The sequence below is a fragment of the Streptomyces sp. NPDC042364 genome (genome assembly GCF_056437585.1).
This window is the reverse complement of sequence record NZ_JBWKAJ010000018.1, coordinates 95723-121916: the sequence shown is the minus strand read 5'-3', so window position 1 is coordinate 121916 and position 26194 is coordinate 95723. Positions and strand designations below refer to the sequence as shown.

The following is a 26194-nucleotide window of genomic DNA, read 5'->3' as shown; positions in this document are numbered from 1 at the left end:
CGGGAACGTGGGCAGTGCTCGAAAAGAGCTGCCGTTGGCAGCGTGAGAAGCTGCCGCGCGGGGTGCTGGCGAGCACGTCGCGCTACAGCCGGCTGCCGGCCGGCTCCGGCAAGAGCGAGGTCAAGGTGACCGCCGTGGCCACCGTGCACGCCTCGGTCCTCGGCGCCGACGAGCAGTTGAGCACGACGCTCGAGGAGGTGCTGCGCTGCCCGGAGCAGCGGCCCCGGTCGAACGAGCGGATCACAGGTCTGGCGTCGCTGGGCACCGCGTTCGGCGCCCGTGAGCAGGTGTACGCCGACGACTCCGTGCTCGAAGTGGGAAAGTTCGTCCAAGGAAGGGGTGCCGCACAGCAGTACCTCTGGATGGTCGCCCGGCTGGGCACGGTGGTCGTGGCCGTCTCCGTGACGGGCGGCGCCGGACACACCCCGGCGGAACTCCGGCAGCTGGGCAGCGAGGCTCTGGCTCAGATGCTGACGCGCACCCAGCAGCGGCTGGAGGGGAAGTGATGGAACCGCTGCGTATCGCCGATCCCGCCAGGCTTGCGGGTCACCGGCTGCTCGGACGGCTCGGCGCGGGCGGCATGGGTGTGGTGTATCTGGCCCGGTCGGCCGGCGGACACCTGGTCGCGCTGAAGGTGATCCAGGCCGAGTACGCCGAGGACGCCGGTTTCCGGGAGCGGTTCCGGCGGGAGGCGGAGGCCGCTCGGCGGGTGACGAGCCCGTGGGTGGCGGCCCTGGTCGACGCGGATCCCGAGGCGGCGCAGCCGTGGCTGACCACCGCGTTCGTTCCCGGTCCCTCGCTCGGCGAGGCCGTCGCCGAGTACGGGCCGCTGCCCGTGCGGAGCCTGCGGGCACTGGGTTCACGGCTCGCCGAGGCCCTGCGGGAGATCCATGCCGCCGGGCTCGTGCACCGGGACGTCAAGCCCGGCAATGTGCTGCTGTCGCTCGACGGCCCCCGGCTGATCGACTTCGGTATCGCCCGCGACCGCGAGGACACGGCGCTGACCTCGACCGGAGTCGTGGTCGGCACACCCGGCTTCCTGCCCCCGGAGCAGGCCCGGGGCTCGGGGGCCCCCGGCCCGGCCGGTGACGTCTTCTCGCTGGGCTGTGTGCTGGCCTTCGCGGCGACCGGCCGCCCTCCGTTCGGTACCGGGTCGCTCGACGCGCTGCTCTACCGGACGGTGCACGACGCGCCGGACCTGGAGGGTGTTCCGGCGGAGTTGGCCGGGGTGGTCGGCGGCTGTCTGGAAAAGGATCCGGAGCGGCGACCCACCGCCGCGTCGCTGGCGGAGGTCCTCACGGCCTCCGCGCCCGCCGCGCCTCCCGATCCCCGGGAGGCCCTGATGGCCGTACCTCCGGCGCGCGAGGGCGCCGAGCCCGCCGGTGACGACGAGGCATGGCTGCCCGAGCCGTTGGTCCGTCTGATCGCGGAACGGTCGGCGGCCGGGCTCGCGTTGCCCGTCGCCGAGGACACGGAGGTGCCCGCCTCGGCCGCGGACACCACGGCCGCGCAGTCTCCCTCCGCTGCCGTGGGCAGGCGTCGTGTCGTTCTCCTCTCGGCGGGTGCGGCGGTTGTCGCGGCCGCGGGCGCACTGGGCTCCTGGGCGGCGCTGGGCCGTGACGGGGAGGACGGCGGCTCGTCCCGTGCGGCCACGGGCCCCGTGTACACCATCGGTCTGCACGCCGATCTCACCGGCGATCAGAAAGCGGTCGGGCGGGCTCAGGAACGCGGGCTGCGGCTCGCGGTCGGCGAGTTCAACTCCCGTGCGGGCAAACCCTTCACGCTCGCCGTGAAGACGGTGGACGACGGCGGCGATCCGGCCCGTGCGCCGGAGGCGGCGAAGAAGCTGGTCGCCGACCGTTCCGTGCTGGCCGTGATCGGGCCCACCACGGACGCGACCGCCCTCGCCTCGCTGGCGGCGTACGACGCCGCCTCGCTGCCCCTGATCGCCGTGTCGCCCGGCGCGACCACGCTGACGGTGATGGGCAGCCGGTCCCTCCTGCACGCCCGGGTGACGGACACGATCCTGCCGTTCTACCTCGACGCGTATCTGCGGGGCACCGCGAAGTCGCGCACGGTCGGGATCGTGGACGACCGGGCGGCGGACGCGTACGCCTGGGAGCTCAGCAGCACCCTCGTCAACATCCTGCGAGACGTCCGGCAGCCGGCCGTGCCGAAGGTGGTCAGCGCCCTGCGCACGGACTTCGGGCCGACGCTGGACGCCCTGCTGGACGGGGGCGCGGACTCGGTGGTCTTCGCGGGCCATCACGACCGGGCCGCGCTGCTGGCCCGTGAGCTGACCGGCCGCGGCTTCCCCGGAGCGCGGATCGCCGCCCAGGGGGTGCTGGACGCCCGGTTCCTGTCCGCCGCCGGGGACGCCGCCGAGGGGTGGGTGATCGTCGCCCCGGTGATGGACGCCTCGGTGGCGCCCGAGGCGAAGACGTTCAGGGCCGCGTACCGCAGGCGTTACGGTGCGGAGCCGGAGCGGTACGCCGTCGAGACGTACGACGTGGCTCGGTTCGCCGCGAAGACGCTCGGCGGACTGGGGGCGGGGCGCCGCAGCCGACAGAAGCTGACGACGGCGCTGCGCTCGGGGACGTACAAGGGAATCGCCCGGAACCTCGCGTTCAAGGAGACCGGAGCCCTTGTCGTCGACGGCAGCGGCGTCCATCTGTGGAAGGTCGACGGCGGCCGGTTCGCCTACCAGGGCCCGGCGCCCTATCAGGTGTCCGGCTGATGGAGCCGTTGCGCGGCACCGATCCGGCCTGGATCGCGGGCCACCGGCTGCTGCGGCGGCTGGGCGCGGGCGGCATGGGCGTGGTGTATCTGGCCCGCTCCCCCGGTGGCGCGCTCGCCGCGGTGAAGGTGATCCGGGCGGCGCACGCGGACGACGCGGGGTTCCGGGCCCGCTTCCGCCGGGAGGTGGAGACGGCGGGCCGGGTCGCGAGCCCCTGGGTGGTGCCACTGCTCGACGCGGACCCGGACGCGGAATCCCCCTGGCTCGTCACACCCTTCGTGCCGGGGCCGTCCCTCGCGGAGGCGGTCGAGGAGTGCGGACCGCTGCCGTACGACAGCGTCCGCGTCCTGGGGGCACGGCTCGCCGAGGCGCTGGACGCGGTGCACGGGGCGGGGCTGGTGCACCGGGACGTCAAACCGGGCAATGTCCTGCTCGCCGTCGACGGGCCCCGGATGATCGACTTCGGTATCGCCCGGGCAGCGGAGGACACCGCTCTCACCGTCAGCGGGATGGTGGTCGGCTCCCCCGGTTTCCTCTCCCCCGAGCAGGCGCAGGGCCGCGGCCGGGACATCGGGCCGGCCAGTGACGTCTTCTCCCTCGGTTGCCTGCTGGCATACGCCGTGACGGGCGAGCGCCCCTTCGGGCGGGGCTCCGCGGCCGAGGTGCTGGTGCGTACCGTCCACGACGAGCCGGATCTGGGCACCGTACCGGGGCCGTTGCTGCCGCTGTTGCGCGCGTGCCTGAAGAAGGAGCCGGGCTCCAGGCCGGCCGTGGCCGAGCTACGGCGGGCCCTGGACGGTGGCGGCGAGGGCTGGCTGCCGGAACCCGTGACCCGGCTCATCGCCCGCCGCTCGGCGGCCGTACTGGCCCTGCCGGCCGTCGAGGCCACCGAGGCGTCCGGGGCCACGACGACGGTCGACAGGAGTCCCGAGACCGGCCGGCGTGTCACGCGCCGTCGTCTGCTGGTCCTGGGCTCGGTCAGTGGGATGCTGGCGGCCGGCGGAACGGCTTCCTGGTGGTATGACCGCGGCGGCGGCGCCCCGGTCCAGGAGCGCCCGCGGCTGGTCGTCGCCCTGCACGCCGACCTGAGCGGCAGCGGTCGTACGACCGGACGGGCTCAGGAGAACGGTGTACGGCTCGCTGTGGCCCGCTTCAACTCCCGTCCCGGACGCGCTTTCGACCTTGCGCTCCAGGTGCACGACGACCGGGGCACCGCGACCGGCGCGCGGCAGGTCGCGCAGCGGCTGGCCGCCGACGAGCGGGTCCGCGCGGTGCTCGGGCCGAGCACCGACGCCTGTGCGAAGGCCACCCTCGGGACCTACCAGGAGGCGCGCCTCGCCATGGTCACCGTGTCCGTCGGGCTCGACGACGTGTCCCCCCTCTCCTACCGGGTGCACGCGGCGACCCGCCCCCGTGACGCGGTCCTGGCGGCGCCGTTGGTCGCCCGCCTCGTGCGGAACGCCGGTGCCCGCAGGACGGTCCTCATCGACGACGCGGCCGCGGGCGAGGTCAGCTGGCGGCTGTGCGAGGTCGTCGAGGAGGGCATGCGTTCCGGGGAGGGCAGCACCGTCCGGCGCGTCCTCGCCGCCGGGGCCGACTCCGACGGGGCGTTCCGCTCGCTCGCCGAGTCGGTGGTGGGCACGAGGGCGGACGCGGTGGTCTTCGGCGGTGGATACGCGCGGGCCGCACGGCTGGCGCGGGCGCTGCGCTCCGCCGGCTACTCCGGTGCGCGGCTGGCCACCGAGCGCGCCCTCCACGCCCGCTTCCTCGGCTCGGCCGGCGAGGCCGCCGAGGGCTGGCTGTTCGCCACCACCTTCTGCGACGCGACCCGGGAGAAGACCGCGAAGTCGTTCGTCACCGCCTACCGTGCGCGCTTCGCAGCCGCCCCGCCCTGGTACGCGGCCGAGGCCTACGACGCGACGCTGTTCGTGGCCCGTGCCATGACGACGCTGGGTGCCTCGCGTGCCGAACGGGGCGCGATCGCGGCCCAGTTGCGCGAGACCGACTACCGGGGGATCACCAAACGGCTCCGCTACGACGCTTCCACCTACCGCTACGCGGACGCGATGTACCTGTTCGAGGCGACCGGCGGTGCCTTCCGCTTCCTCGGCGAATACCGGGACGCGGAGTGAACTCCCCGGTCACGTACCCCCGTCGAGGGCCGCGCGGGTCACGAGGCCGGACAGCGCCGAGCGGGAAGTGACGGCGGTCTTGCGGTAGACGGCGGACAGGTGGGTCTCGACGGTGCGGCGGCTGAGGAACAGCTTCGTCGCGATGGCCTGGTTGCTCAGTCCTTCGGCGACGAGTTCGGCGATCTCCCTCTCGCGTGCGGTCAGTGCGTCGAGTTCCGTGGGCGTGCGGGGGCTTTCCTCGGTCTGCGGGCGCACGAGTTCGGCGAGGTCGGTCAGGAGCCGCGCGCCGCCGGCGGCGGCGATGCGGTGGCCCCGCTCCCAGAGGGTGACTGCTCGTGGGACGTCGCCTGCGACCGTGGCCTGAGCCGATGCCAGCAGGAGGGAGTACGCCTCCCAGAGTGTCGCGCCGGAGGGGGCGTACGCCTTCGCGGCCTGCTCGAAGAGGTCCGCGGCCGCGCGGGGGTCGCCGCGGTGCTGGGCCAGTGCCGCCTCGGCGCGCAGCGCCGCGCCGTGCTGGCCGGGCAGCCCGATCCGGTCGGCTTCCGTCGCGGCCCGGTCCGCCCAGCGGGCGGCCTGCTCAAGGTCGCCGACGGCGAGGGCGGTGGCGACGAGGGTGTCCAACTGGCCCGGGCGGATGGAGGGCTGCAGTCCGAGCAGGTCGGGGCCGCCCGCCCCCAGGATGGAGGCCTGGGCTCGGTGCGGGTCGCCGTTCACGAGGGCGGTGTGTCCGAGTACGCACTTGGCCAGCGAGGCCCACCAGTGGCGGCTCGGGCCGGCGGTCGACACGGCCTCTTCGGCCGTCCTCAGGGCTGTGTCGTCGCCCAGGGGGCGGTGCAGGAGGAGGATCAGCGACTTGAAGCACAGGGTGAAGGCCAGCAGGTCGGTGCTGCCGATGGCCCGTGCGACGGACTCCGCTTCCTCGGCCGACTCCAGGGCGGAGGGCAGTCGGCAGGTGTTGAGGTGGACGAAGGCCTTGCCGGCCAGCAGGTGGGGCAGAACGGGGAGTTGACCGCCGCGGCGGGCGATGTCCAGGCCTCGGTCGGCGTGGCGTTCCGCGTCGGCGTAGCGTTCCAGGACGGCTTCGGCCCAGGCCAGCCACACCAGTGCCCCGCACAGTTCCGTGAGGTCGGGGTCGGTCAGAGAGTCCGCGAGTCCGGCGGCGGCGTCGGCGAGCCGGTGCGCCGTCGCCGTCTCCCCCTCGTAGGCCTCGCCCAGCGCTCCCAGTGCCAGGGTGCCCAGCTCTCCTGTGAGGTCGCCGTGGGCGCGGGCCAGCGCGAGTGTCCGTTCGATGTCGTCCCGTACGTCGGGGTAGGAGACGGTGTTGAGGGCGGCGGCGCCCAGCGCGAGTCCCAGGGAGACGGCCTGGCGGTGGTCGGGGCCGCGGAGCAGTTCCCGCTGGAGCAGGGCGAGGGCTTCCGGGGAGTGGCCGAGATACCGTTCCATCATGGCGCACAGCGCTATCGCGTCGCCGCGCAGTGCCGTGCCGTGCGGTCCGGTGCTGTCGATCAGGGTGTGGAGCAGGTCTCGGCTCTCGCGGAGACTGCCGCCCGCGGCGAGTGCTCTGGCGCGCGCGAGCGTCAACTCGGCGCGCTGCCGGGCGTGGTCGGGTGTGTGGGGCATGAGCCGGAGAACGGTCGCGAGGAGGCCGGCGGCCGTCGCGGGGGCGGTGTGCGTGAACTGGGCGGCCGCCTCTGTCAGTACGGCCGCGGACGCGGGATCCCAGGCGACGAGCGATCGTTCCGTGTGCTGGGCGCGCTCGGCCGCGGAGGCTCCTGCCGCGGTCAGTTCGTCCGCCGCGCGGCGGTGGATCTGGGTACGGCGGGGTGCGGGGGTGTTCTCGTAGACCAGTGCCCTCAGCAGCGGGTGGCGGAGGGTCCAGCGGCCGTCGGTGCGTGGCCGCAGCAGATCGCGCCGGGTCAACTCGTCGATGCAGTCGTCCAGTTCACGGGGCGTGTCGTGTCCGGCCGTCAGGTGCAGCAGGGTGGGCGTGGCGTGATCGCCGAGGACGGCGGCCGCTTCCACGGTGCGGCGTTGTGCCGTGGTCAGTGTGGTCAGTTCGTCCAGGAGCAGGGATCTCAGGCCGCTCGGTACCCCGGCCGCGGCGGTGTCGTGGGTCCCGAGCGCCGTGCGCCGGCGGTGGGCGTGCAGGAGGGAGAGGAGGTAGAGGGGGTTGCCCTCGCTGGCCGTGTATATCTCCCGCGCGGTGGCGGGTGGCAGGTCGGGGGCCAGGGCTTGAATCGACTCCCGCTCCGGCAACGGCCGCAGTCGTATCGGTAGTACGGCCCCGCTGTCGGCGCCTCGGGTGAGGGCGGCGGCAAGTGAGTGCGGGGTCTGGTGTTCTCGGCGTGCCGTGAGGAGCAGCCCCCGGCCTCGCACCGGGTGCCGGACGAGATGGTCCACCAGCTCCAGGGAGGCGGGGTCCGCCCAGTGGAGGTCGTCCAGGGCCATCACCAGACCGTTTCGTTCCGCCAGGCCGGCCAGCGTGTCGGCGACCGCCCTGTACAAGCCGAAGCGATCCCGGCTGCTCCTGCCCGGCACGCTGCCGGTGCCGGTGAGTACCGGTGCCGCCGCCTCCGGCACGGCGTTCGTGGTGAGGAGGGCGGGATCGGCGTCGGCGAAGGCGTCCGTGAAGACCTGGAAGGGGGTGTGTCGCTCGTACTCCGTGGCCCGGCCGCGCAGCACGGTCAGCCCCGCCCTGCGTGCCCGTGCGCAGGCCTCGCTCAGCAGTCGGCTCTTGCCCATGCCGGCGTCGCCGGCGATGTCGACGACAGCGGGCACATCGGCGCGGCCCAGGCGGCCCATCACCGAGTCGAGGCGCGCGAGTTCCTCGGCTCTGCCGACCAGCGTCGTCGCCGTCTCGTCCAACGCTGGCACCAGCGCGTCTCCCTTTCTGCCTTGTCCGGGGACCGCCGAAAGACTTCCATGGAGCGGCGGGTCACCGCTACTCGGCCCGGGGCCCGGGGTGCTCGATCCGTGGGCGGTGCGGGCCACCGAACCTCCCTGCCGAGTCCTGCGAAAGCGGCCAGGGTTCCGGCGGCAGCGGGAACGGCGGGGCCGTGGACGGGAGGTCTGGATCCCGCAGGCCACGGCGAGGCGAGCGGCACCGGGGAGGGTGCCCGTGGTGCGGAGCAGGGTGCCGCCGCCTGTGTGGGCAGGCTCGGCCGCTCCGACTCGGCTCGCACCCGGTACAGGAACCCGCGGTTTCGGGTGCTGCCGATGGCGCCGCCGAGCCCGTCCAACCCCGGACCGATGTGGGCCGCCACGCCGACCGCGGCCCGGCCGACACAGACGGCCTGGCCGTCGACCAGAGCCCTGGCGAGGCATTGCCCCGGCGTTCAAGGGCGAAGAGACGCTCCGGAGCACACGGCACGGCTCGGTCACGCCCTGCCGGTACGCGGACCTCATCCCGGTGCTGCCCAGGTCTCCGCGGCCCGGTGCCCCGCGCCCCGTGCAACCGCGAGCGGGCACCGAAAGGCTGTAGGGCGGCCTCGTCCGCCACGCCGTTCGCCCCGCGCAGCACCACGCCGTGGGCCACGGCCAGGGACCGTGACCGTCACCTCAGTTTTCGACCGCTGTCTGGTGGCGATTTCCGAGCGGACCGGGTGTGCAGGCCCCGGGCGCGCGCCCGGACCGAGCAATCGACCTCTATCCGGAGACCTCTGGTGACGAGGGGGTCTGGCGGCCGGGTGGTCAGGCGTTCTGCAGAGCGGCGAGGACCTCCTTGGCGGTGGTGACGCTGGACTGCGGGTTCTGGCCGGTGATCAGGTTGCCGTCCGTGACGACGGTGTCGGACCACGGCGCGCCGGTCCTGAAGTCCGCACCGCGCTCCGCGAGGCGGCTTTCGACCAGCCAGGGGGCGGCGTCGCCGAGCCCGCCCTGCTGTTCTTCGTCGTTGGTGAAGCCGGTGAGACGGCGGCCCTCGAACAGGAACGTGCCGTCGGCCCTGCCGGCGCTCAGCAGTCCGGCCACCCCGTGGCAGAGTGCGGCAATCGTCTGCCCCCGGCCGTCGGCGTCCGCGAGCAGCCGGCCGAGAGCCGGGTTGTCAGCCAGGTCGACCATGGGGGCATGGCCACCGGGCAGGTAGATCGCGTCGTAGTCGGCAGCCTGGACCGTGCCCAGGTCGAGCGGTGCGTCGAGGTCGGCGGCGATGGATTCCAGGTAGGCGCGGAACTCGGCTCCGTCGGCCGGCTGCACGCCGCCGCGCTCATCCAGCGAGATCGCATCGACGGTCGGGCGGACGCCGCCGGGGGTGGCGATGTCCACCTGGTGCCCGGCGTCCACGAGGACCTTGTGGGAGGCGGCGACCTCCTCGGCCCAGAAGCCGGTGGGGTGGAGCGTGCCGTCGGCCAGAGGGAGGGCGTCCGCGGCCGAGATGATCATCAGGATTTTCGCCATGGCGAGGTTCTCTCTTTCTTTCTGGGACGCCACCCACTCTCCACAGAAATCTGTTTGCTGTCATCAGCCATCCATAAGGGAATTTATGTAATGTGGTTTGCGTGACAGACCTCGATCTGCTGGCGAGCTTCCTGGAGATCTACCGCCGGGGTTCGCTCACCGCCGCCGCCACTGCTCTGGGCGTCTCCCAGCCCGCGGTCAGCGGACAGCTTGCCCGGCTCGAGAAGCAGTTGGGGGACGTACTGTTCGAGCGTTCCCGGCGCGGGGCGGTGCCGACGGCCCGTGCGCACGAACTGGCCCGCCGGATCGCCTCACCCCTGGACCAGCTGCGAGGCGTCCTGGCCGAGGACGCCGACGACCAGGCCGGCCAGGGCACTGTCCGGCTGGCTGCGGCGGGCGAGTTCACCGCGGCCCGGCTGATCCCGGCGCTGGCCCCACTGACCCACGGCGGCCTGCAGCTGCGGATCGTGCTCGGCTTCGCGGAGCCATTGCTCGCCGCGCTCGCCAAGGGGGATCTGGACCTGGTCGTGTCCTCGGTGCGCCCGTCGGCCAGACTTCGCGGGCTCGCGGCCATGCCGTTCGTGGATGAGGAGTTCGTCCTCGTAGGGACACCGGCCGCGGCCCGCTCGGTCGATCACGAGTGGCTGACCGAGAACCCGGTGGCAGCCCTTGCCCACCTGCCGCTGGTGGCCTACGGCGAAGAGCTGCCCATCATCCGCCGGTACTGGCGCAGCGAGTTCGGCCGCAGGCCGCCCAATCCGGTGTCGGTGGTCGTGCCCGACCTGCGGGCGGTACTGGCCGCCGTGGTGGCCGACGCGGGGATCTCGGTGCTCCCCCGCTACCTGGCCGACCCCGCGTTGGGAGCCGGCAGCCTGGAACTGCTGCACCACACCCAGGTCCCGCCGCTCAACACCCTGTACCTGGTCACTCCGTCCGGGCCCCCCAAGCCCTCGACAGCCCTGGTACAGCGCCACCTGCTGGAGCACGCCGCCACCTGGGGATCGCTCTGACCCTGCGACCGGATCCCTCACCGGGGGAGACGCGGGACGGCCGGCCGCCCGTCAGGGCGACCGGCCGTCGATGCAGGCGCGACCGGCTGACCGTCGAGGCAGGTGGCGTAGGAGCGATAGCAGGTGGCGGACGTGGTGCTAACGGGCCAGCAGAGCCAGCGCTTCCTCCGCGTTGTGCTGGGCGATTTCCTGCATCACCGTACGGTGCGGGAAGTCGCCGTCGAGCAGGCGAAGGGGGCCGGCGACCAGTGAAAGGCGCATCGCGAGCATATAGAGGTCGAGCCGTGCCGGATCGAGTCCGGGGCGGGACAAAGCCGGGTACTGGTCGCCGAAACGAAGCTGCAGGAACACGTGCTCCCACTCGATGTCGAAGAACATCAAGCCCTCGATGTCGATGAGGACGGGGTACCCGGAGGCATCGACCAGGATGTGGTCGGGCCCGAGTTCGCCGTGGATCAGTCCGTGCTGCGTGCGCGGAGCCACTCGTGTGGCCAGCTCCCGCAAGCGATCGTGCAATGAAGCCGCGGCTGATCCGATCCTGGGGTGACGTTCGGACGCCTCAGCGAGATCCTCGATGGCACGTTCGAGTACCAGTCCCTCGCAGGAATGGCCACTCGCTCTGTCGCCTCGTTCGAGCACATCCACCCTGCCGTAGTGCTGACTGTGCTGCCGGTGCATCACGTCGAGCATCGCGGCCAGTTCACGCAAGGCACTTGACGCGCGTGCGGGATCCGTCCGCAGAAGCGCTTCCAGAGTGCCGCCGGCGACGTCCTCGACCACTGCCACATCCGCCGGGTGGCGGCGTCGACTGTCGTCAGCCAGTAGCACGCCTGGAACCCGGACTCCGAGGCCGTCCAGCCTCCGCTGAGCGGCCAGGAAGGGGACCAGCCCGGAGGCAGGGGCGAACGGGTGGGCCGGGTCGGCGGCTTCGGCAGCCGGCCAGAAGTTCTCGGTCTCGGCCCAGCTGTAGACGATCACACTCGCTGCACATGCCCCGCTCGTGTGAACCCGGTAGACCCCCTTCTTGCTCCCTCCGGGCAACCGGTTTGCGCCGACGACGTGGACTCCCGCCCCCAGTGCCTCATGCACGATCCCTGACAAGGCTTCAGTGTCCGTGAGTGGGCGCATCCGCCGACCCTATCCCCGGCCCGGGGCGTTGGCCTGAGTCGCCTTCCCGGGAATCAGCCGGCCTTGCCGGTTCTCCCCGACCGTAGATCGTTCGGTGCAACTCCCGCTCATGGAAGATGCGTCGACGACCAGCGGCTGCGTGAGCCGGGCCGCCCGGGTGACCACCGCGCAGGACCGGAGTGGCTCACCGACACCCACATTCCAAACGGGACGCCCCGTATGGTAATTGTTGGGGCATGACTTCTCCTACCGCTGGACGAGGGCGCCCCAGAGACGAGCGGTCCGGCGCCGCGATCATTCAGGCTGCTGCGGACCTGGTTGTCGAGAACGGCTATTCGGCGATGTCCATCGGCGCCGTCGCCGCACGAGCGGGTGTCGGCAAGGACACCGTCTACCGCCGGTGGTCCGGCAAGCCCGAACTGGTGTACGAAGCGGTGTTCACCGTCGCCGACGCCGCGGAGCTGCCGGACACCGGAACGCTGGAAGGCGACCTGACCGCCGTGGTCCAGTCGCTGGTCGAGGAGTTCTCCGCCCCCGCTGCCGCGGCGGCCCTGCCGGGCCTGCTCGCCGACTTCGCCGCCGTTCCGCAGCTGCGCGCAACTATCCGTACGAGGTTCCTCCAGCCGGCCAAGCAGCGGCTCGCCGTGGTGTTCGACCGGGCCGCGCAGCGCGGCGAGGTGCGTACCGACGTCCCGGCGGACCTGGTGCTGGACACTCTGGCCGGGGCCGTCTTCTTCCACCTTGGCGTCATCGGTGAACACCCGGACCCGGCGCTGGCCACGCGTATCGCGGCGATGATCGCCAAGGGAATCGAGGTCCGGTGAACGGCTGGCTCCTCGCCGCGGGAGGCATCGCAGCCGCGACCACGGGCATACACGTCGTCGCCGGTGGGCGTTCCGTCGTCCGTCCACTGCTCACCGGCCCTCTGCCGGCCGAACCCAAACGCACTCTGCACGTGGTCTGGCACCTGGTCACCGCGGACCTGCTGCTCAGCTCCGTGGTGCTGCTGGCCCTCGCCTGGACGGCCGCGCCCAGTACACCGCTCGTGCTGTTCATCGCCGCGCAGTACGTCGCGTACGCGGTGGTCTTCCTCCTGGTCACCCTGGCCGCCGACTGGCCACGGCCGCTTCTTCAGCTCCCCCAGTGGATGCTGTTGCTGCCCGTCGGCGTTCTGGCGTTCATCGGAACCGCCTGAACCCGAGCCGCGTCGGTTGTCTCCGGGGCCCGCCAGAATGCCGCCGCGGTCGATCATGACGGGCTTCCGTGGTGACGGTGTCGCCGTCGCGTATGAGCAGGGCCGTCACCGAGGCGCGGCATCTGACGCTCCGGAAGCTGCGCCCCACCCCAGGTCGTCCGACACGAACCATGGGGATGTCCCGGCGCCCCGCGTGGAGTGACTGCGAAGTAACCAAACCTCAATCACAACTCTCTTCACAAGAGCCACGCATGCGATGCAGAGTTGCCCTCTCCGGCATCTCGCCGCCGGGCACGAGGGGAAACATCGGTGAAGTCAAGGAAATTGAACCGTACGCGGCGCCGCGTCACCATATTCGGGGCGGCTGCGGCTTCGGTCGTCGCCGGGGCGGCGCTGCTGCCCAACTGGAGCGCCGGCGCCGCCGTCGTCGACGACCCGACGGTCGACGCGCAGACCAAGGCCACCTTCCGGCGGCTGGCGGAGGCGGTCTTCACCGACCGCACCGACGCCCTGGTCAGCGGTGAGCAGGGCAATCGCACGAAGCCGCTGGCCAACAGGTTCTCCGGCGACGTCAAGCTGTCCTCCGGCACGGCCCGTAGCGAGGGCACCGCCCTGACGTCGCTGGAGGAGCGCAAGGACAAGCTGGCCAAGGTCGGCGAGAAGTACAGCAACGCCACCACCACCGTCACCCTCGACGCGACGCGTGTGACGGGACGCACGGCCAAGGCCGCGGTGACCGAGACCACGACGCTGACCTACGCGGGCGCGTCCGGCGGCGCGCCGAAGACCACCGGCTTCCAGGCCCGGCACGAGTTGACCTTCAAGGCCGACCGGCAGGGCGACTGGCAGCTCACCGACATCAGGGACGCCGACCAGGGCGGCCTCGCGGTGAACACGCTCTCCAAACCGACCCTCGTCAGAGGGACGACGGCGAGCAACACCATGCCGAACGCCCCCCGCGCGGCGACCACCCGTTGGGCGACCGCGGTCCCGAAGACCGGCACCACGTACGACTACAAGGCGATGGCGGCCTACGCGGAGAAGTACTGGAACGTCTACAACAAGGACTACCCGGACTTCAACGGCCACGGTGCCGGCGGCGACTGCACCAACTTCGTCAGCCAGTCCCTGAAGGCGGGCGGCTGGAAGCACGTGCCCGGTTACGTGTACGACTACACCCGGTGGTTCGGCAACGCCGACATCCAGTCGGACTCGTTCGTCGGTGTCAACGAATGGTCCTGGTTCGCCCAGAACTCCAAGCGGACCACCCCGCTCGCCAACGTGTTCCAACTCGAGGTCGGCGACGTCCTCCAGATGGACTTCGACCGGGACGGGTCCAAGGACCACACGATGATCGTCACCTACAAGAGGGCCGGAGTGCCCTACGTGACGTATCACTCCAACAACACCCTCCGCAGGTCGGTGGCGAGCCTCGTGGCCCTGTACCCGAACGCGTACTACTACGCCTACCGCACCTGACCGGACCGCGAAGGCGTCCGGGCGCAGTCGGTTCACCGCTGCTCCATGTAAATGGTGTTGGCCGCCTGCCCTCTTGAGCCGGACGGCCGGGACCGGCTGCGCCGTGCCCCGCGCCCGGCTGCGGTGAACCGCCGGCAGAGTGAGCTACCTGCCGACGCGCGCCCGCGCCGGGTTCGCGGGAGAGCCACGCGCGGTTCCTCAAGCGGGGCCGGAGTCCCGGGCGCCCGGCCAATGGCCGGGAGGCGGGAGCCCGACCGGCCGGTCCGGCCCCCGCCCCTGCGCCCGGCTGCCACGTCGGCCCCTGCCGCAACGGCCCTTCCGGACCTGCGGCAGGGCCGGTCGGCCCTGTTCCGCGGGCTGCCCCCGGTGATGTCATGCGGACGCGTCGTCCGGTCACGTTCCCAGCGGCCACCCGCAAGGCCGAAGGCCCGCTCCGGCCGTGTCGGTCCGAGCGGCCGTTCGGCATGCGCACCGGTGTCGGCGCACCTGCCACGACAGAGCCCGACAGGAGCAGTGCCGATGTACCGCCCAGCCGTCCTCGCCCCAGCCGTCTGTGTCCTGGCCACGGCCGCCGCCGTGGTGTCCTTCGCCAGGGGTGCCTGGGTGGGGGTCGTGTGGATCCTCCTGGCCGGGCTCAGCTCCAACATGGCCTGGTTCTACGTCCGCAGGCCGAGGGCCCGGACCGTGGCCACGACGGCGACCGTGACCGGCGCCTGCGCGACCGGCCGGGCGTGCGGCGAGTGTGTGAGGCAGGCCTGCCGATGACCGAGGACTACCACGCCCTGCTCGCCCGCCGGGAGGCCATGCGCCTGCGCGACCGGCTGCTCGCCCCCGCCCCGCGCGCGGGAGCGACGCCCTCATCGTCCCGCCCGGCCACGGGGTCGAGGGCCGGACGGGTGTACGCCTACGACGGGGCCGCCGACCAGGAACTCATCGTCCGTGACCTGGATCTCGTCACTCCCTTCGACGAGGTCATCACGCTGCTCTACGAGGCGATGTTCGAGCGGCACCCCTACCTGCGGAAGCTGTTCCCCGACTCGATGGATTTCCAGCGGACCCATCTGGAGCACGCGTTCCGGTACACGATCGGGAACCTGCACCGGCCGGAGCAGCTGGTCGCCTTCTGCACCAGGCTGGGACGCGACCACCGCAAGCTGGGCGTGCGGCCGGTCCACTACCAGGTGTTCGAGGACGCGCTCACCGAAGCGCTGCGCCGCCATGCCGGCGAGCGGTGGCGCGAGGACGTGGAACAGGCCTGGCTGCGCATGCTGCGGTTCGTCGTCGCGGCCATGGTGGACGGCGCGGACAGCGCACTCGGGGAACCCGCCTCCTGGGGCGGCACGGTGACCCACCATGAGCGACGGCGTCCCGATCTGGCCGTGCTGCGGGTCCGCACCTTCGAACCGTACCCGTACCGGCCCGGCCAGTACGCGACCCTCCAGTCCCCGCTGCTGCCCCACGCCTGGCGGCCGTACTCACCCGCCCGCGCCTCCGCGCCCGACGGCGAACTGGAGTTCCACGTCCGGCGTACGGGACCCGGTGGGCTGAGCGACGCCCTGGTGACGCGGACCGGTGTCGGCGACCCGCTGCGCCTGGGTCCCGCCAAGGGGACGATGACCCTGGACGAGAACTCCACGCGGGAGGTGCTGATCGTGGCCGGCGGCACCGGATGGGCGCCCGCCAGGGCCCTGTTGGAAGAGCTGGCCGTCCGGCGTGGGCCGGGGACCGGCGCGTTCGTCTTCGTAGGGACCCGGACCGCCGAGGACCTGTACGACGCGCCGGCCCTGGCCCGCCTGGAGAGCCGCTGCCCGTGGCTGCGGGTGGTCCCGGTGACCGACGAGGGCCCGGGACGATCCGAGGCCGGCTCGGTGGTGGAGGCGGTCGCCCGGTACAGGGACTGGACCGGCTGCACCGCCTATGTCAGTGGTCCGCCCGCCATGGTCACCGCAGCCGTGCACCGGCTGGCCAGGGCGGGGGTTCCCGGCGACCGAATCCACCACGACCCGGTCGTCGGCGCGGTCGCGCCCGCCCCTCCGCAGCTGGGGTGGCACACCCCCGAAGGCTTCCAGGCCTGAGCGGTCCGGCCGCAGCGGGCTCCGCCGAACAGGACGACGGTGGAGCCGGCCGCGGGAGGACGGTCGTGCGGGTGCCGCGCTCCAGGAGGCAGCAGTGCCGCCCGGCTTCGCCGGCGAAGGCTCCGGGTTGACTCCCTGGAGGCTGTCCACAGCGCCGTCAACGACAGGGGTGCGCGGCGGCGGTTTGAGCACCGCGCCTGGACGAATGGTCAGCCGACGACCTCCGGATGCGAGAGATTCGCTCCGGTGGCCGGGTCGAACACATGGGCCTTGGCCATGTCGACCCCCAGTTCCAGGGGCTCGCCCTCGCGGGCCCGCGTGGCGGCGTCCAGACGGGCCACGATCTGCCGGACCTCGGCGCCGGTGTCCCGCAGGCCGGAATCCTGGGCAAGTTCCTCCAGTTCTGCGGTGGTCGCCGGGCCGCCTTCCGCGGTGAAGTAGACGTACACATCGGAGCCCAGTGACTCCAGCACCTCCACGTCGGCGGTGTAGCGCGGGCGGCGTCGGGCGCCCCGGTCGTGCGCCAGAGCCGCGTCCTCGAACGCCTCGGGGCGCAGTCCGATGATGACCTCACGGGGTGCGTTTCGCCGTTCCAGGGCCTGCCGCGTGCGGTCGTCGAGGGGCAGGTCGCCGAGCGGCGAGCGCAGGACGCCGTTCTCCAGCGTGGCGTTGAGGAAGTTCATGGCCGGGGAGCCGATGAAGCCGGCGACGAAGAGGTTGCGGGGCAGGTCGTAGAGCTGGGCGGGCGTGCCGATCTGCTGTACCAGGCCCTGTCGCATGACCACGACGCGGTCGCCGAGGGTCATTGCCTCGGTCTGGTCGTGGGTGACGTACACGGTGGTGGTGCCGAGGCGCCGTTGCAGCCGGGAGATCTGGGTGCGCATCTGGACCCGGAGCTTGGCGTCCAGGTTGGACAGTGGTTCGTCCATCAGGAACGCCTTGGGGGCACGGACGATCGCCCGCCCCATGGCCACGCGCTGACGCTGACCGCCGGAGAGGTTGGCGGGCTTGCGGTCGAGGTGCTCGGTCAGGTCGAGGACCCTGGCGGCCTCCTCGACCTTGGCGTTGGTGGTGGCTTTGTCGACCTTGGCCAGACGCAGGGGAAACGCCATGTTCTCGCGAACGGTCAGATGCGGGTACAGGGCGTAGCTCTGGAAGACCATGGCGACGTCGCGTTCCTTGGGTGCGAGGTCGTTGACGACCCGGTCACCGATGCGCAGAGTGCCCTCTGTGATGTCCTCGAGTCCGGCGATCATGTTCAGGGTGGTGGACTTGCCGCATCCGGACGGACCGACCAGGATCACGAACTCGCCGTCGGCGATGTCGAGGTCCACATCCTTCACGGCGAGGGACCCGTCGGGAAACCGCTTGGTGACTCCCTCAAGGATGATCTCGGCCATGGGTGGTGCCTCCTTGCCTTACGTGCCTTCCGGGGCAGTCATCCCTTGACCGCCCCGGAGGTCAGTCCGGCGACGATCCGTCGCTGGAAGAACAGAACGAAAACGATGATCGGGACGGTGATGACCACAGCGGCGGCGGCGATCGACCCGGTGGGTTGCTGGAACTGCGAGCTCCCCGTGAAGAACGCGATCGCCGCGGGCACGGTGCGCGCGGACTCCGTGGAGGTCAGCGAGATCGCGAAGAGGAAGTCGTTCCAGCAGAAGATGAAGACGAGAATGGCCGTGGTGAACACACCCGGCGCGGCCAGCGGCGCGATGACCAGCCGGAAGGCCTGTGCCGGCGTGGCCCCGTCCACCTTGGCGGCCTTCTCCAGGTCCCAGGGGATCTCCCGGAAGAACGCCGACAGGGTGTAGATCGCGAGCGGCAGCGAGAACGTCATGTACGGGATGATCAGCCCCGGCCAGGTGTCGAAGACCCCGATGATCCGCTCGATGTTGAACAACGGTGACACCAGGGAGATCGGGGGGAACATCGCGATCAGCAGCGACATGCCGATGAGGACGCGTTTCCCGGGGAACCGCAGCCTGGCCACGGCGTAGGCCGCCATTGTCCCCAGCACCACGGCGATGGCGGTGGAGATCAGCGCGATGCCGATGGAGTTGATCAGTGCTCGGGTGAACTCCGAGGTCTCGAAGATGCCCCGGTAGTTCTCCCAGGTCCACTTCGTGGGGATGTAGTTGCCGTCCGTGAGCGTGCTCGGGTCCTTGAACGACAGCGCGGCGATCCACCACACCGGAAACAGGGCATACAGCACCACCAGCACGTTCACGACGGCCCATCGGGCGGCGTGCGTCTTGCCTGCGGCGGCCATCAGCGCTTCACCTCCGCGCCGGGTGCGGCCGCGCCGAACAGCTTGACGAAGGTGAAGGCGATGATCCCGACGCAGATGAAGATCAGGACCGAGATCGCCGAGCCGATGCCGAGGTTCAGCGCGGTGAACAGGTTGTCGTAACCGAGGATCGACAGGGAGCCGGTGCCATGGGCGCCCGCGGTCAGGATGTAGATGTTGTCGAAGATGCGGAACGCGTCCAGTGTGCGGAAGAGCAGTGCCACGAGGATGGCGGGCTTCATCAGCGGCAGCGTGACCCTGATGAAGCGTTGCCAGGGGCTGGCGCCGTCCACCATGGCTGCCTTGAGGGTCTCGCCTGGGACCAGGGCGAGGCCGGCCAGCAGCAGCAGCGCCATGAACGGGGTCGTCTTCCACACCTCGGCGAGGATGATCAGCCACAGTGCGGGCCACTGTTCGGTCAGCGGGGCCTCTCCGCTGGGCAGCAGTTCGGCGAGGTAGCCGAGTTCCGGCGTCCAGGCGTACTGCCAGGAGAAGGCGGCGACGACGGTGACGATGCCGTAGGGCACGAGGACCGAGGTGCGTACGGTGCCGCGGCCGAAGATCGTGCGGTGCATCACCGTGGCGATCGCCATGCCGAGGACCAGTTCGATGGCGACCGACACGACGGTCACGAACAGCGTCACCCAGAACGCGTCCCACCAGAACGGCGAGGACAGCACGGCCCCGTAGTTGCCGAGTCCCACGAATTTCGCCTGCCCCGGAAAGCGCAGGTCATACCGCTGGAGGGACAGGTAGACGGCGTACCCGATGGGGTACGCGGTGACGGCGAGCATGACGACGGTGGCCGGTGCGCACAGGAGCCAACCCAGTCGTCGCTCCTGCCGGGCTCCCGCCGAGAGCGCCGCCCCGCCCCGTGGTGTCGGCTGGGGCGGGGCTCCGGCCGGTTCCGCCTGCATGCTCATCTCGGACCACCCGGGGACGGGAACCGTGCGTGGCGGCGCCGGTCGGCGGGGTGGAGCGGGACATGGTCGTTCACGGGATCACACCCTCGGATCGCAGTGCATCGTCGATCTGGTCCCCGATGGTCTCCACCGAGCTCTCCGGTTTGATCCCGGAGGGCGGGGACAGCGTGTGGGAGACCGCGATCGACACGTTCTGGTAGGCCGGGGTGAGCGGGCGCACGCTCGCCGACTCCAGGCCGGCCAGCACCTCCCTGGAGAAGGGGTACTCCTTCATGAACGCCGGTTCGTCGTACAGGGCGCGCAAGGTGGGCGGCAGGCCTCCTTCCAGCGCGGCGGTGAGTTGGTTCTCGCGGTTGCGCAGGCACAGAGCAGCCTCGAAGGCCAGGTCCGGGTGGCGCGAGTAGGCGCTCACGGCCAGGTCGATACCGCCGATGGTGGGCCGTGCCGGGCGGTTCGCGTCAACACGCGGATACGGCGCCCAGCGGAAGTCCTTGAACAGGTCCGGGTTGTTGGACTTCATCGACGGATACACGAAGGGGTAGTTGAGTTCGAACGCCGCCACTCCCGACTCCATGGCGAGGCGGTTCTGGTCCTCCATCTGGTTGGACAGTGAAGGGTCCGCGGCCGGGGACCTGGCCAGGTCGCGCATGATCCCGGCGGCCCGCACGGCGGGGGCCCCGAGGGAGGGTCCGGTCGCGTCGGCGTTGAGGATCGTGCCGCCCGCACTGTTGATGAGCGAGTTGAACCAGACGGTCAGGCCCTCGTACTGCGCCCCCTGGATCTCCACGAAGTGCGGCTTGCCCTGCCGGGCGAGATCGGCGGCCGTGTCCAGCATCTCGCCCCACGTCCTGGGCGGGGTCGGCACCAGGTCCTTGCGGTACCAGAGGAGTTGGGTGTTGGTGTTGTACGGGACGGCGTACAGCCTGCCCTTCCAGGTGGAGGTCTGCAGCGGTACGCGCAGGGTGCCCTCGGTGGCCTGCCGCTTCGCCTCCCCGGTCCACTCACGGATCCAGCGGGCCTGGGCGAACTCCGCCGCCCACGTGACGTCCAGGCCCAGGATGTCGAGCGACGTGTCCTCGGCGGCGAGCCTGCGGACGAGTTGCTGGCGCTGGCCGTCGGCGGCCCGCGGAAGCTTGTTGTAAACGATCCTGTAGCGGCCGTCCGACGCCTGGCTGCACCGGTCGGCGGCCTTCTGGAGCGCGCCGGAGTCGTCGGGGAAGTTGTACCAGTTCACGGTGGGCCGCCCGGCGCCGTCATCGCCACCGCAGGCGGCGAGCATCGACGCCACCAGCGGCAGTACGACGAACGCGCGAAGCCGTCGCGTTCCGTTCGGGCGGCCCTTCCGTCCGGAATACGGCCGGCAGCCGCGCTGCCTCGCGTGCACGCTCCACACCTGCCTCTCGGACCGTGACCACGGGGCTGGAAGTCCGCAGCCGTTCCATTGCCTGCGACGCTAAGCACCAAGGAAATCGAAATCGAGTACATATCCACGCAAATCACCCACAGCTGTTCAGAAACCCCCAGTCGGTGGAAAGCGGACCGGTCGCGGGACGGCGTGGGTGACGGCCGGGTGTCAGGTACCCCTGGTGTTCGGTGGTCGACTGATCGGGATCTGCGGGGAGGATTCCTTGATTCCGGCGTTGGCCGGGCGCGTCTGAGGCGGTGTGGCACTCCGCAGGCCGGAGGGAAGCCCGTGCCTGGAGTGCCCGAGCGGCCGCACGATCTTTTCCGCGACCGGGCCAGCTGCCGCATCCGCGGCGGCACCGGATTCGGCCCCGCCGCGCCTTCCAGGTAGCACGTGGTGACCGGGACGACTGGGTCGGATCAGATGCCGCCGGTGTTGAGCAGTCGGTTGGGAGTGTCGGAGCGGACGCCGCGCACGACACCGCGGGTGGCCGTACGGTCGAGCCAGACGTGGACCTCCCTGGCCGTGGCGTGGGGGTGTGCCGACAGGTACAGCGCGATCACGCCGGTCGCGTGCGGCGCGGCCCAGGACGTCGCGCCGGCGTTCTCCGTGAACGTACCGCCGCCGGCGAGGGCGGAGGTGACCTTCTGGCCGGGGGCGTACAGGTCCACGCACCGTCCGTAGCCCGAGCCGTAGGCCTCGGTGTCGCTCCACACCCGGTCCTTCGACGTGGAGGCCGCTACGACTATCGTGCCCGGGACGCCGGCCGGGGAGTGCTTGCAGGCGTCGTCGTTGAAGTTGCCGGCCGACACCACCGTGGGGATCCCCGCGGCCACCATCTTCTTCACCGCGGAGTCCACGGCGGCCGACCGGCGGCGGGAGTTGAGCGACATGTTGACCACCGCGGGCCTTCGGGCATGGGCGGTGACCCACTTGACCGACTTCACCACGGCCGCCTCGGCCTGTGCCCGAGAGCCGCCGCCCCCGCTCTCGCAGAGGACGCCCTGGACCCGTACGAGCTTCGCCTGGGGAGCCACGCCGTACTTCGCTCCGCCGATGACGCCCGCGACGAACGTGCCGTGGCCGACCCCCGTTTCGCCGAAGCAGTCACCGGAGTCCTCAGGCCCCACGAAGTCGGCGCCCAGGCGCGCGCGACCGCCGAACTCCTTGTGGGCGACGTCCATCCCCGTGTCGATCACATAGACGTGAACGCCCTTGCCGGTGGCGGTCGTGGTGAACCTGCCGTTCAGCGGCCGCGAGCGCTGGTCCAGGATGTCCAGGTTCCACGGCGCCTTCCGGGTGATGGCCGACGCCCCGGCCCTCGCGAGCCCGGACGCCTTGCCCACTGCGTCGGGAGATGTCGCCCCGCCCCCGGAGGGCGCCGGGGACTCCCCCGCCCCGTGCGCGGGAAGCGTCCCGCGGCTTTCCGCGCCCACCGCACCGGCGTCACCAGCGCAGGCCGAGGCCCCGAGCAGCGTCACCATGGCCACCGCCACGAGACCGGCCTTCGTCGCGTTCCGCGCCACAACATCCCCCGAGGTCCTCTTGGTACACGGTCAGCGCACAAGACGACGGCGGAGGGCAGGCGGTTCCGGCCCCACCGGGCCCGGTCCGGGATGAAGCATCAGGAGAGAGCCCCCGTGGGGCGGGCTGCCATCATGCGGCGATGGCCCACGACATAGTGTTCTTCCTCGCTCCCGACGACGAGACCGCCGCTGCAACATGGTTGGGAGGGCCCGGTCGCGCCTTCGACTCCGTGACCTGCCGTTTCATCGAGCCGGACAGTGCCATCGCCGAGTGGGACAACTACTTCGAGGAACCCTCGGCCGAGGCCCCGCCGCTCGAGCGGCTCCTCGCGTGGCCGTGGCCGCAGTGGGTCACTCCCCCTTTGAACGACGGTGTCGAGGTGTTCGCTCTGCCGCAGCGGCTGACCCGGGCGCTGGCGAACGCGGGCCGCGCCGAGCTGGCGGAGCTCGCAGACCGCTGGGCCATGAGGCTCAGATCCGCCGACGGAGACGATATGACCGACGACGATCTTCTCGCCGTCCTGCAGGGAGTCGCCGGGCTCGCGGCGACGGCGGTGAGCACGGGTGGTGGCGTCTACAGCTGGAGTTTCTGACGGTCCGGCGGGGCCCTCTTCGCACCGTGGAATCGCCATCCGCTGGGGTGACAAGGCGGTGGGGCACGGGGCAAGCGGCGCCCCACCGAGTTGCTCGCGCCCTGGCGCAAGGCGATCCGTACAGCCTCCGGCACCGCGTCGCGATCGCCGAAGACTGGGCGGGCGGGCACGTGCCCTCCCTTCGGTGCCCGCCGGGACGGTGAGGGAGACGACCCGGTCTCCGGAAGTGACGCGGACTCCCCCGCTACTCGGACTCGGCCGCCGTCACCGAGGCTCCGTGCCCACGGGCTCGGTGCCCCCTGCCGCGCGCCCGCCGCGGCTGCCGCACAGCAGGGGTGCCCATGCCGCCGAGGCGGCCGCCAGGTCGTCTCCGCACGCCGTGCCGGGGTGGCTGGGCCGGGCCGCCGTGGCGAGAACGACGCGGTCCGGGCGGAGCAGGACGGCGCCCGCGGTGCCCATCCAGCGGACCAGGGCGCTGGTGCCCGGATCGGTCTCGGCACGGTGCTCGGCATCGCCCGCGCCTGGCCGTCGCCGGGGGTCGTACAGAGGGATGACGCGGGCGTCCAGTGCCCGGGTCAACGCGTGCAGCGCCGGGCTGAGCGGTGCGGTCGCCAGGACCGCGAAGTCTCCGCCCAGCAGGTCGTCCAGCCGGCGCGGGGTGCCGTCGGTGTCGCGGAGCAGCGGCTGGGGGCACAGCGTCCCGGGCCGCGGGTGGCCCGGGCGGCGCGAGCCGGCCAGGGAGCCCTGTGTCAGCGGCGGGCTGACAGCGGACAGTACGAGAGAAGAGGCGCCCGGCAGTCGGGAGAGAACGGGAAGGACAGCGTTGCGGATCAGTGCCGTGCCCGTTCCGCCGCCGGTCATGACCGCGCCGACGGCCACGGCGGTGCGGATCAACTGCCGTGCGTGGCGTTGGCGTTCTGTCTCGTAGGTGTCGAGCAGGGCCTCGTTCGCCCGGCCGGTGAGCACTCGGGCGAGCTTCCAGGCGAGGTTGTGGGCGTCGCGCATCCCCGCGCCCATTCCCTGCCCGATGAAGGGTGGTGTGAGGTGTGCGGCGTCACCGAGCAGGAAGACGCGGCCCTGTCGCCAGCGGTCGGCGACCTGGGCGCGGAAGGTGTAGGCGGCGGTGCGCAGGACTTGCAGTTCGTCCTCGGGGATGCCCCGGGTCCAGGGCGCGGTCAGCGCGAGCAGACGCGCGCGGTCGGTCAGCTCCTCCGGTTGCTCGCCGGTGCGCAGGCGGAACTCCCAGCGGTAGCGGTCCTCACCGACCCGCATGTACGTGGCCGCCCGTCGCGGGTCGCAGATCTGGTGGACGCCGTCCCAGGCGGGCAGTGGCAGGCGGCAGCGGATGTCGACGACGAGCCACCGCTGAGGGGAGGCGAGGTCCGTCATCCGGGAGCCGATGGCGGCGCGGACCAGGCTGCCGGCGCCGTCGCACCCCAGGACGGCGTCGGCCAGGAGCGTGCGGGTGACGCCGGTTTCCACGTCCCGGATGGTCACCAGCACCGGAGCGCCGCCGTTGCGGGACGGGGTCACGGCGGTGACCTCCATGCCTTCGCGCAGGGTGAGCGCGGGGTGTTTCGCGAGGTTGTCCCTGAGCAGTTGTTCGAGGTCGGGCTGGTCGAACATGTTGGCTTCGGGAAAGCCGTACCGGCCGCACGGATTGTCGCGGCGGAACTCGGCCAGGACCCGGTGGGAGCCGTCCAGCAGCCGCATCCCCCGCGCGGGCCGCGCGATGGCGGCGAACGTCTCGTGGACGCCCATGGCCTGGAGGATGCGGTGCACCTCGTCGTCGAGATGGACCGCCCGCGGCAGCGGATACGGGGCGCGGTGGCGCTCCAGGACCAGGGCGGGCATGCCCTGGCGGGCGAGCAGGGTGGCGGCGGTCAGCCCGGTGGGGCCGCCGCCGATCACCACGACGGGCACGTGCTCGGGCAGGGATGAGGTCACTTGCTCAGGGCTTTCATCAGGCCCAGCAGACGGGCGCGGTCGATTTCGTTGTCCTCGCGCAGCGCGGAGATCGCCCGCAGGAGCGCCCCGGGCGACGGGGTGGTGCCGAGGAAGTCCCGGGTGGCGGGCGGGCCCCACTGGGCGAGGCCGGAGGCGGACATCGCGGCCCAGCCGGGTTCGAGTGTGTTGTCGAAGACGTCGCCGTCGGCGTAGTGCTCCAGCATGAAGCGGTCGGGGTCACGCCAGTAGTCGAAGATCTGGCTGCCCTGGATGTGCCGGCCGATGCCCCAGGAGTGGTGGTAGCCGCGCTCGCGCAGGTACGCGCCGCCCGCGGCGAGGGCGTCGAGGTCGGCGACCTGGTAGGCGGAGTGGACGTATCCCGTGTCGGGTCCCAGGTGCATGGCCAGGGTGTGGTGGTCTGCGGGTTCGCTGCCGCGGTCGCAGCGGATGAAGGCCATGGTGGGGCCGCGCTCGCGCTGGCCGTCCAGGTAGAGGAAGTCGCTGACGATCAGGCCGAGGTGCTGCAGGTACCAGTCCAGGGCTCGCCGGAAGACCCGGGTGGAGAGCACCAGGTGGCCCAGGCGCTGCACCTGGGAGGGTTCGCGCGGCGGGCGCTGGGTGGCGTTGACACGCGCGGCTGCGGCGGTGGTGCCGGTGTTGAGGAGCAGGGGCTGCCGCAGCGGTCGCGCGGGCTGCTCGGTGACGCCGTGCACCACACGGACCGGGATGCCGGAGGGATCGAGCAGATCCACGGTGCGGCCTTGGCCGTACTCGGTCAGGGGGCGGACCTGGTGGCCGGTGGCGCGGGCCAGCCGGTCCAGGTCGGCGGCGTCGGCGGCCCGGAAGGCGGGACCGACGAACCGGGAGTAGGGGCCGCGCCGGATCACCAGGCAGTGAGGTCCGGCCATGGCGCCGCGCAGGTGCAGGACGTCATCGGTCCGGGCGGTGGTGGTGAACCCGAAGTCGTGGGCGAAGGTCTCGGCACGGTCCAGGTCGGGCTTGGTGAACTCCAGCCAGGCCAGGTCGACCACCTTGATGACGGGCTGGGCGGCGCGGCCGGGGTGCTCACCGCGCAGGGCGCCCTGTTCGCTGTGCAGGCCCTGATGGGCGTCGGCGGTGGGGACGGGAGTGGGGGTGGGTGTCGGGTCGTTCACGGGGGTCCTTCCTGTGGCCTCCACGGCTGCCGCCAGGGTGGGCGCGGGTGCCGCCGTGCCCCGGCGGCGAGTCGTGGGTGGGTCTGGTGGCCGGCCCTTGGGCTGCGGCCCTTGGGCTGCGGCGTCGATCGGCAGGCCGGGGGCACGGCAGGTGAGGGGTTCCTGGCGTGCGAGCAGGCCGGCGGGGTGGTGAGGGGTCGGTGGC

General features: G+C 71.7%; 20 protein-coding genes. 10 read left to right on the top strand and 10 right to left on the bottom strand.

The annotated features are described in order from the left end of the window. Positions 1-14: 14 nt before the first annotated feature. From AC067N_RS29465 to AC067N_RS29455, 3 genes are read left to right on the top strand one after another with little or no spacing between them, the layout of a single operon-like run. The gene (locus AC067N_RS29465) at positions 15-506 is read left to right on the top strand and encodes a hypothetical protein (protein WP_478681926.1); all 492 of its coding nucleotides are present in this window, start codon (positions 15-17) and stop codon (positions 504-506) included. Continuing rightward, complete coding sequence (locus tag AC067N_RS29460) at positions 506-2737, top strand: bifunctional serine/threonine-protein kinase/ABC transporter substrate-binding protein (RefSeq protein WP_478681925.1); 2232 nt, start codon at positions 506-508, stop codon at positions 2735-2737. Before AC067N_RS29465 ends, AC067N_RS29460 begins: the two co-directional genes overlap by 1 nt. After that, positions 2737-4869 carry a bifunctional serine/threonine-protein kinase/ABC transporter substrate-binding protein gene (locus AC067N_RS29455; RefSeq protein ID WP_478681924.1) on the top strand — a complete coding sequence of 711 codons (2133 nt, stop codon included), beginning with the start codon at positions 2737-2739 and terminating at the stop codon, positions 4867-4869. The genes AC067N_RS29460 and AC067N_RS29455 overlap by 1 nt, the downstream gene beginning before the upstream one ends. 9 nt (positions 4870-4878) lie before the next feature. On the opposite strand, the gene AC067N_RS29450 is transcribed toward AC067N_RS29455, so the two are convergent. Then, complete coding sequence (locus AC067N_RS29450) at positions 4879-7743, bottom strand: ATP-binding protein (RefSeq protein WP_478681923.1); 2865 nt, start codon at positions 7741-7743, stop codon at positions 4879-4881. Positions 7744-8559: 816 nt separating this feature from the next. Further along, a complete protein-coding gene (locus AC067N_RS29445) occupies positions 8560-9264 on the bottom strand; it encodes a type 1 glutamine amidotransferase domain-containing protein (RefSeq protein WP_478681922.1) in 705 nt (234 codons plus the stop codon). Positions 9265-9365: 101 nt separating this feature from the next. On the opposite strand from AC067N_RS29445, the gene AC067N_RS29440 reads away from it, so the two are divergent. Beyond that, entirely contained in the window at positions 9366-10274 is a 909-nt protein-coding gene (locus AC067N_RS29440; RefSeq protein WP_478681921.1) for a LysR family transcriptional regulator, read from the top strand. 138 nt (positions 10275-10412) lie between these two features. On the opposite strand, the gene AC067N_RS29435 is transcribed toward AC067N_RS29440, so the two are convergent. After that, positions 10413-11402, bottom strand: coding sequence for a phosphotransferase family protein (locus tag AC067N_RS29435; protein WP_478681920.1), 990 nt, complete (start codon positions 11400-11402; stop codon positions 10413-10415). Between the two features lie 236 nt (positions 11403-11638). Here AC067N_RS29435 and AC067N_RS29430 point away from each other — a divergent pair, with 236 nt between their 5' ends. The 5 genes from AC067N_RS29430 (at position 11639) to AC067N_RS29410 (ending at position 16151) form a co-directional block, all read left to right on the top strand. Then, positions 11639-12226, top strand: a complete 588-nt coding sequence (locus AC067N_RS29430; protein ID WP_478681919.1) for a TetR/AcrR family transcriptional regulator — start codon at positions 11639-11641, stop codon at positions 12224-12226. Then, a complete protein-coding gene (locus AC067N_RS29425; protein ID WP_478681918.1) occupies positions 12223-12597 on the top strand; it encodes a hypothetical protein in 375 nt (124 codons plus the stop codon). The genes AC067N_RS29430 and AC067N_RS29425 overlap by 4 nt, the downstream gene beginning before the upstream one ends. Before the next feature lie 324 nt (positions 12598-12921). After that, a complete protein-coding gene (locus AC067N_RS29420) occupies positions 12922-14076 on the top strand; it encodes an amidase domain-containing protein (protein WP_478681917.1) in 1155 nt (384 codons plus the stop codon). A gap of 519 nt (positions 14077-14595) precedes the next feature. After that, complete coding sequence (locus tag AC067N_RS29415; RefSeq protein WP_478681916.1) at positions 14596-14841, top strand: hypothetical protein; 246 nt, start codon at positions 14596-14598, stop codon at positions 14839-14841. Next, on the top strand, positions 14838-16151 hold the full coding sequence (locus tag AC067N_RS29410) for a globin domain-containing protein (RefSeq protein ID WP_478681915.1): 1314 nt from the start codon (positions 14838-14840) through the stop codon (positions 16149-16151). The genes AC067N_RS29415 and AC067N_RS29410 overlap by 4 nt, the downstream gene beginning before the upstream one ends. 209 nt (positions 16152-16360) lie before the next feature. Here the strand turns inward: AC067N_RS29410 and AC067N_RS29405 are convergent, their stop codons facing one another. From AC067N_RS29405 to AC067N_RS29385, 5 genes are all read right to left on the bottom strand, one after another. Continuing rightward, a complete protein-coding gene (locus tag AC067N_RS29405; RefSeq protein ID WP_478681914.1) occupies positions 16361-17551 on the bottom strand; it encodes an ABC transporter ATP-binding protein in 1191 nt (396 codons plus the stop codon). 38 nt (positions 17552-17589) lie between these two features. Beyond that, on the bottom strand, positions 17590-18423 hold the full coding sequence (locus AC067N_RS29400; protein WP_478681913.1) for a carbohydrate ABC transporter permease: 834 nt from the start codon (positions 18421-18423) through the stop codon (positions 17590-17592). Beyond that, positions 18423-19364 carry a carbohydrate ABC transporter permease gene (locus tag AC067N_RS29395; protein ID WP_478681912.1) on the bottom strand — a complete coding sequence of 314 codons (942 nt, stop codon included), beginning with the start codon at positions 19362-19364 and terminating at the stop codon, positions 18423-18425. The genes AC067N_RS29400 and AC067N_RS29395 overlap by 1 nt, the downstream gene beginning before the upstream one ends. A gap of 70 nt (positions 19365-19434) precedes the next feature. Continuing rightward, positions 19435-20643 carry an ABC transporter substrate-binding protein gene (locus tag AC067N_RS29390; RefSeq protein WP_478681971.1) on the bottom strand — a complete coding sequence of 403 codons (1209 nt, stop codon included), beginning with the start codon at positions 20641-20643 and terminating at the stop codon, positions 19435-19437. A 545-nt stretch (positions 20644-21188) separates the two neighbouring features. After that, the gene (locus AC067N_RS29385) at positions 21189-22295 is read right to left on the bottom strand and encodes a S8 family peptidase (protein WP_478681911.1); all 1107 of its coding nucleotides are present in this window, start codon (positions 22293-22295) and stop codon (positions 21189-21191) included. 140 nt (positions 22296-22435) lie between these two features. Between AC067N_RS29385 and AC067N_RS29380 the strand changes: the two genes are divergently transcribed. Continuing rightward, on the top strand, positions 22436-22888 hold the full coding sequence (locus tag AC067N_RS29380) for a hypothetical protein (protein ID WP_478681910.1): 453 nt from the start codon (positions 22436-22438) through the stop codon (positions 22886-22888). A gap of 264 nt (positions 22889-23152) precedes the next feature. Here the strand turns inward: AC067N_RS29380 and mhpA are convergent, their stop codons facing one another. Further along, positions 23153-24835, bottom strand: a complete 1683-nt coding sequence (gene mhpA, locus AC067N_RS29375; RefSeq protein WP_478681909.1) for a bifunctional 3-(3-hydroxy-phenyl)propionate/3-hydroxycinnamic acid hydroxylase MhpA — start codon at positions 24833-24835, stop codon at positions 23153-23155. Then, entirely contained in the window at positions 24832-25989 is a 1158-nt protein-coding gene (locus AC067N_RS29370; RefSeq protein WP_478681908.1) for a VOC family protein, read from the bottom strand. Before AC067N_RS29370 ends, mhpA begins: the two co-directional genes overlap by 4 nt. Positions 25990-26194 lie beyond the last annotated feature (205 nt).

Bases quoted from the DNA above. Each gene is read 5' to 3' on its own strand.
- AC067N_RS29460 (WP_478681925.1), top strand. From the start codon at position 506: ATGGAACCGCTGCGTATCGCCGATCCCGCCAGGCTTGCGGGTCACCGG.
- AC067N_RS29455 (WP_478681924.1), top strand. From the start codon at position 2,737: ATGGAGCCGTTGCGCGGCACCGATCCGGCCTGGATCGCGGGCCACCGG.
- AC067N_RS29445 (WP_478681922.1), bottom strand. From the start codon at position 9,264: ATGGCGAAAATCCTGATGATCATCTCGGCCGCGGACGCCCTCCCTCTG.
- AC067N_RS29435 (WP_478681920.1), bottom strand. From the start codon at position 11,402: ATGCGCCCACTCACGGACACTGAAGCCTTGTCAGGGATCGTGCATGAG.
- AC067N_RS29430 (WP_478681919.1), top strand. From the start codon at position 11,639: ATGACTTCTCCTACCGCTGGACGAGGGCGCCCCAGAGACGAGCGGTCC.
- AC067N_RS29415 (WP_478681916.1), top strand. From the start codon at position 14,596: ATGTACCGCCCAGCCGTCCTCGCCCCAGCCGTCTGTGTCCTGGCCACG.
- AC067N_RS29410 (WP_478681915.1), top strand. From the start codon at position 14,838: ATGACCGAGGACTACCACGCCCTGCTCGCCCGCCGGGAGGCCATGCGC.
- AC067N_RS29405 (WP_478681914.1), bottom strand. From the start codon at position 17,551: ATGGCCGAGATCATCCTTGAGGGAGTCACCAAGCGGTTTCCCGACGGG.
- AC067N_RS29400 (WP_478681913.1), bottom strand. From the start codon at position 18,423: ATGGCCGCCGCAGGCAAGACGCACGCCGCCCGATGGGCCGTCGTGAAC.
- AC067N_RS29395 (WP_478681912.1), bottom strand. From the start codon at position 19,364: ATGAGCATGCAGGCGGAACCGGCCGGAGCCCCGCCCCAGCCGACACCA.
- AC067N_RS29390 (WP_478681971.1), bottom strand. From the start codon at position 20,643: ATGCTCGCCGCCTGCGGTGGCGATGACGGCGCCGGGCGGCCCACCGTG.
- AC067N_RS29380 (WP_478681910.1), top strand. From the start codon at position 22,436: ATGGCCCACGACATAGTGTTCTTCCTCGCTCCCGACGACGAGACCGCC.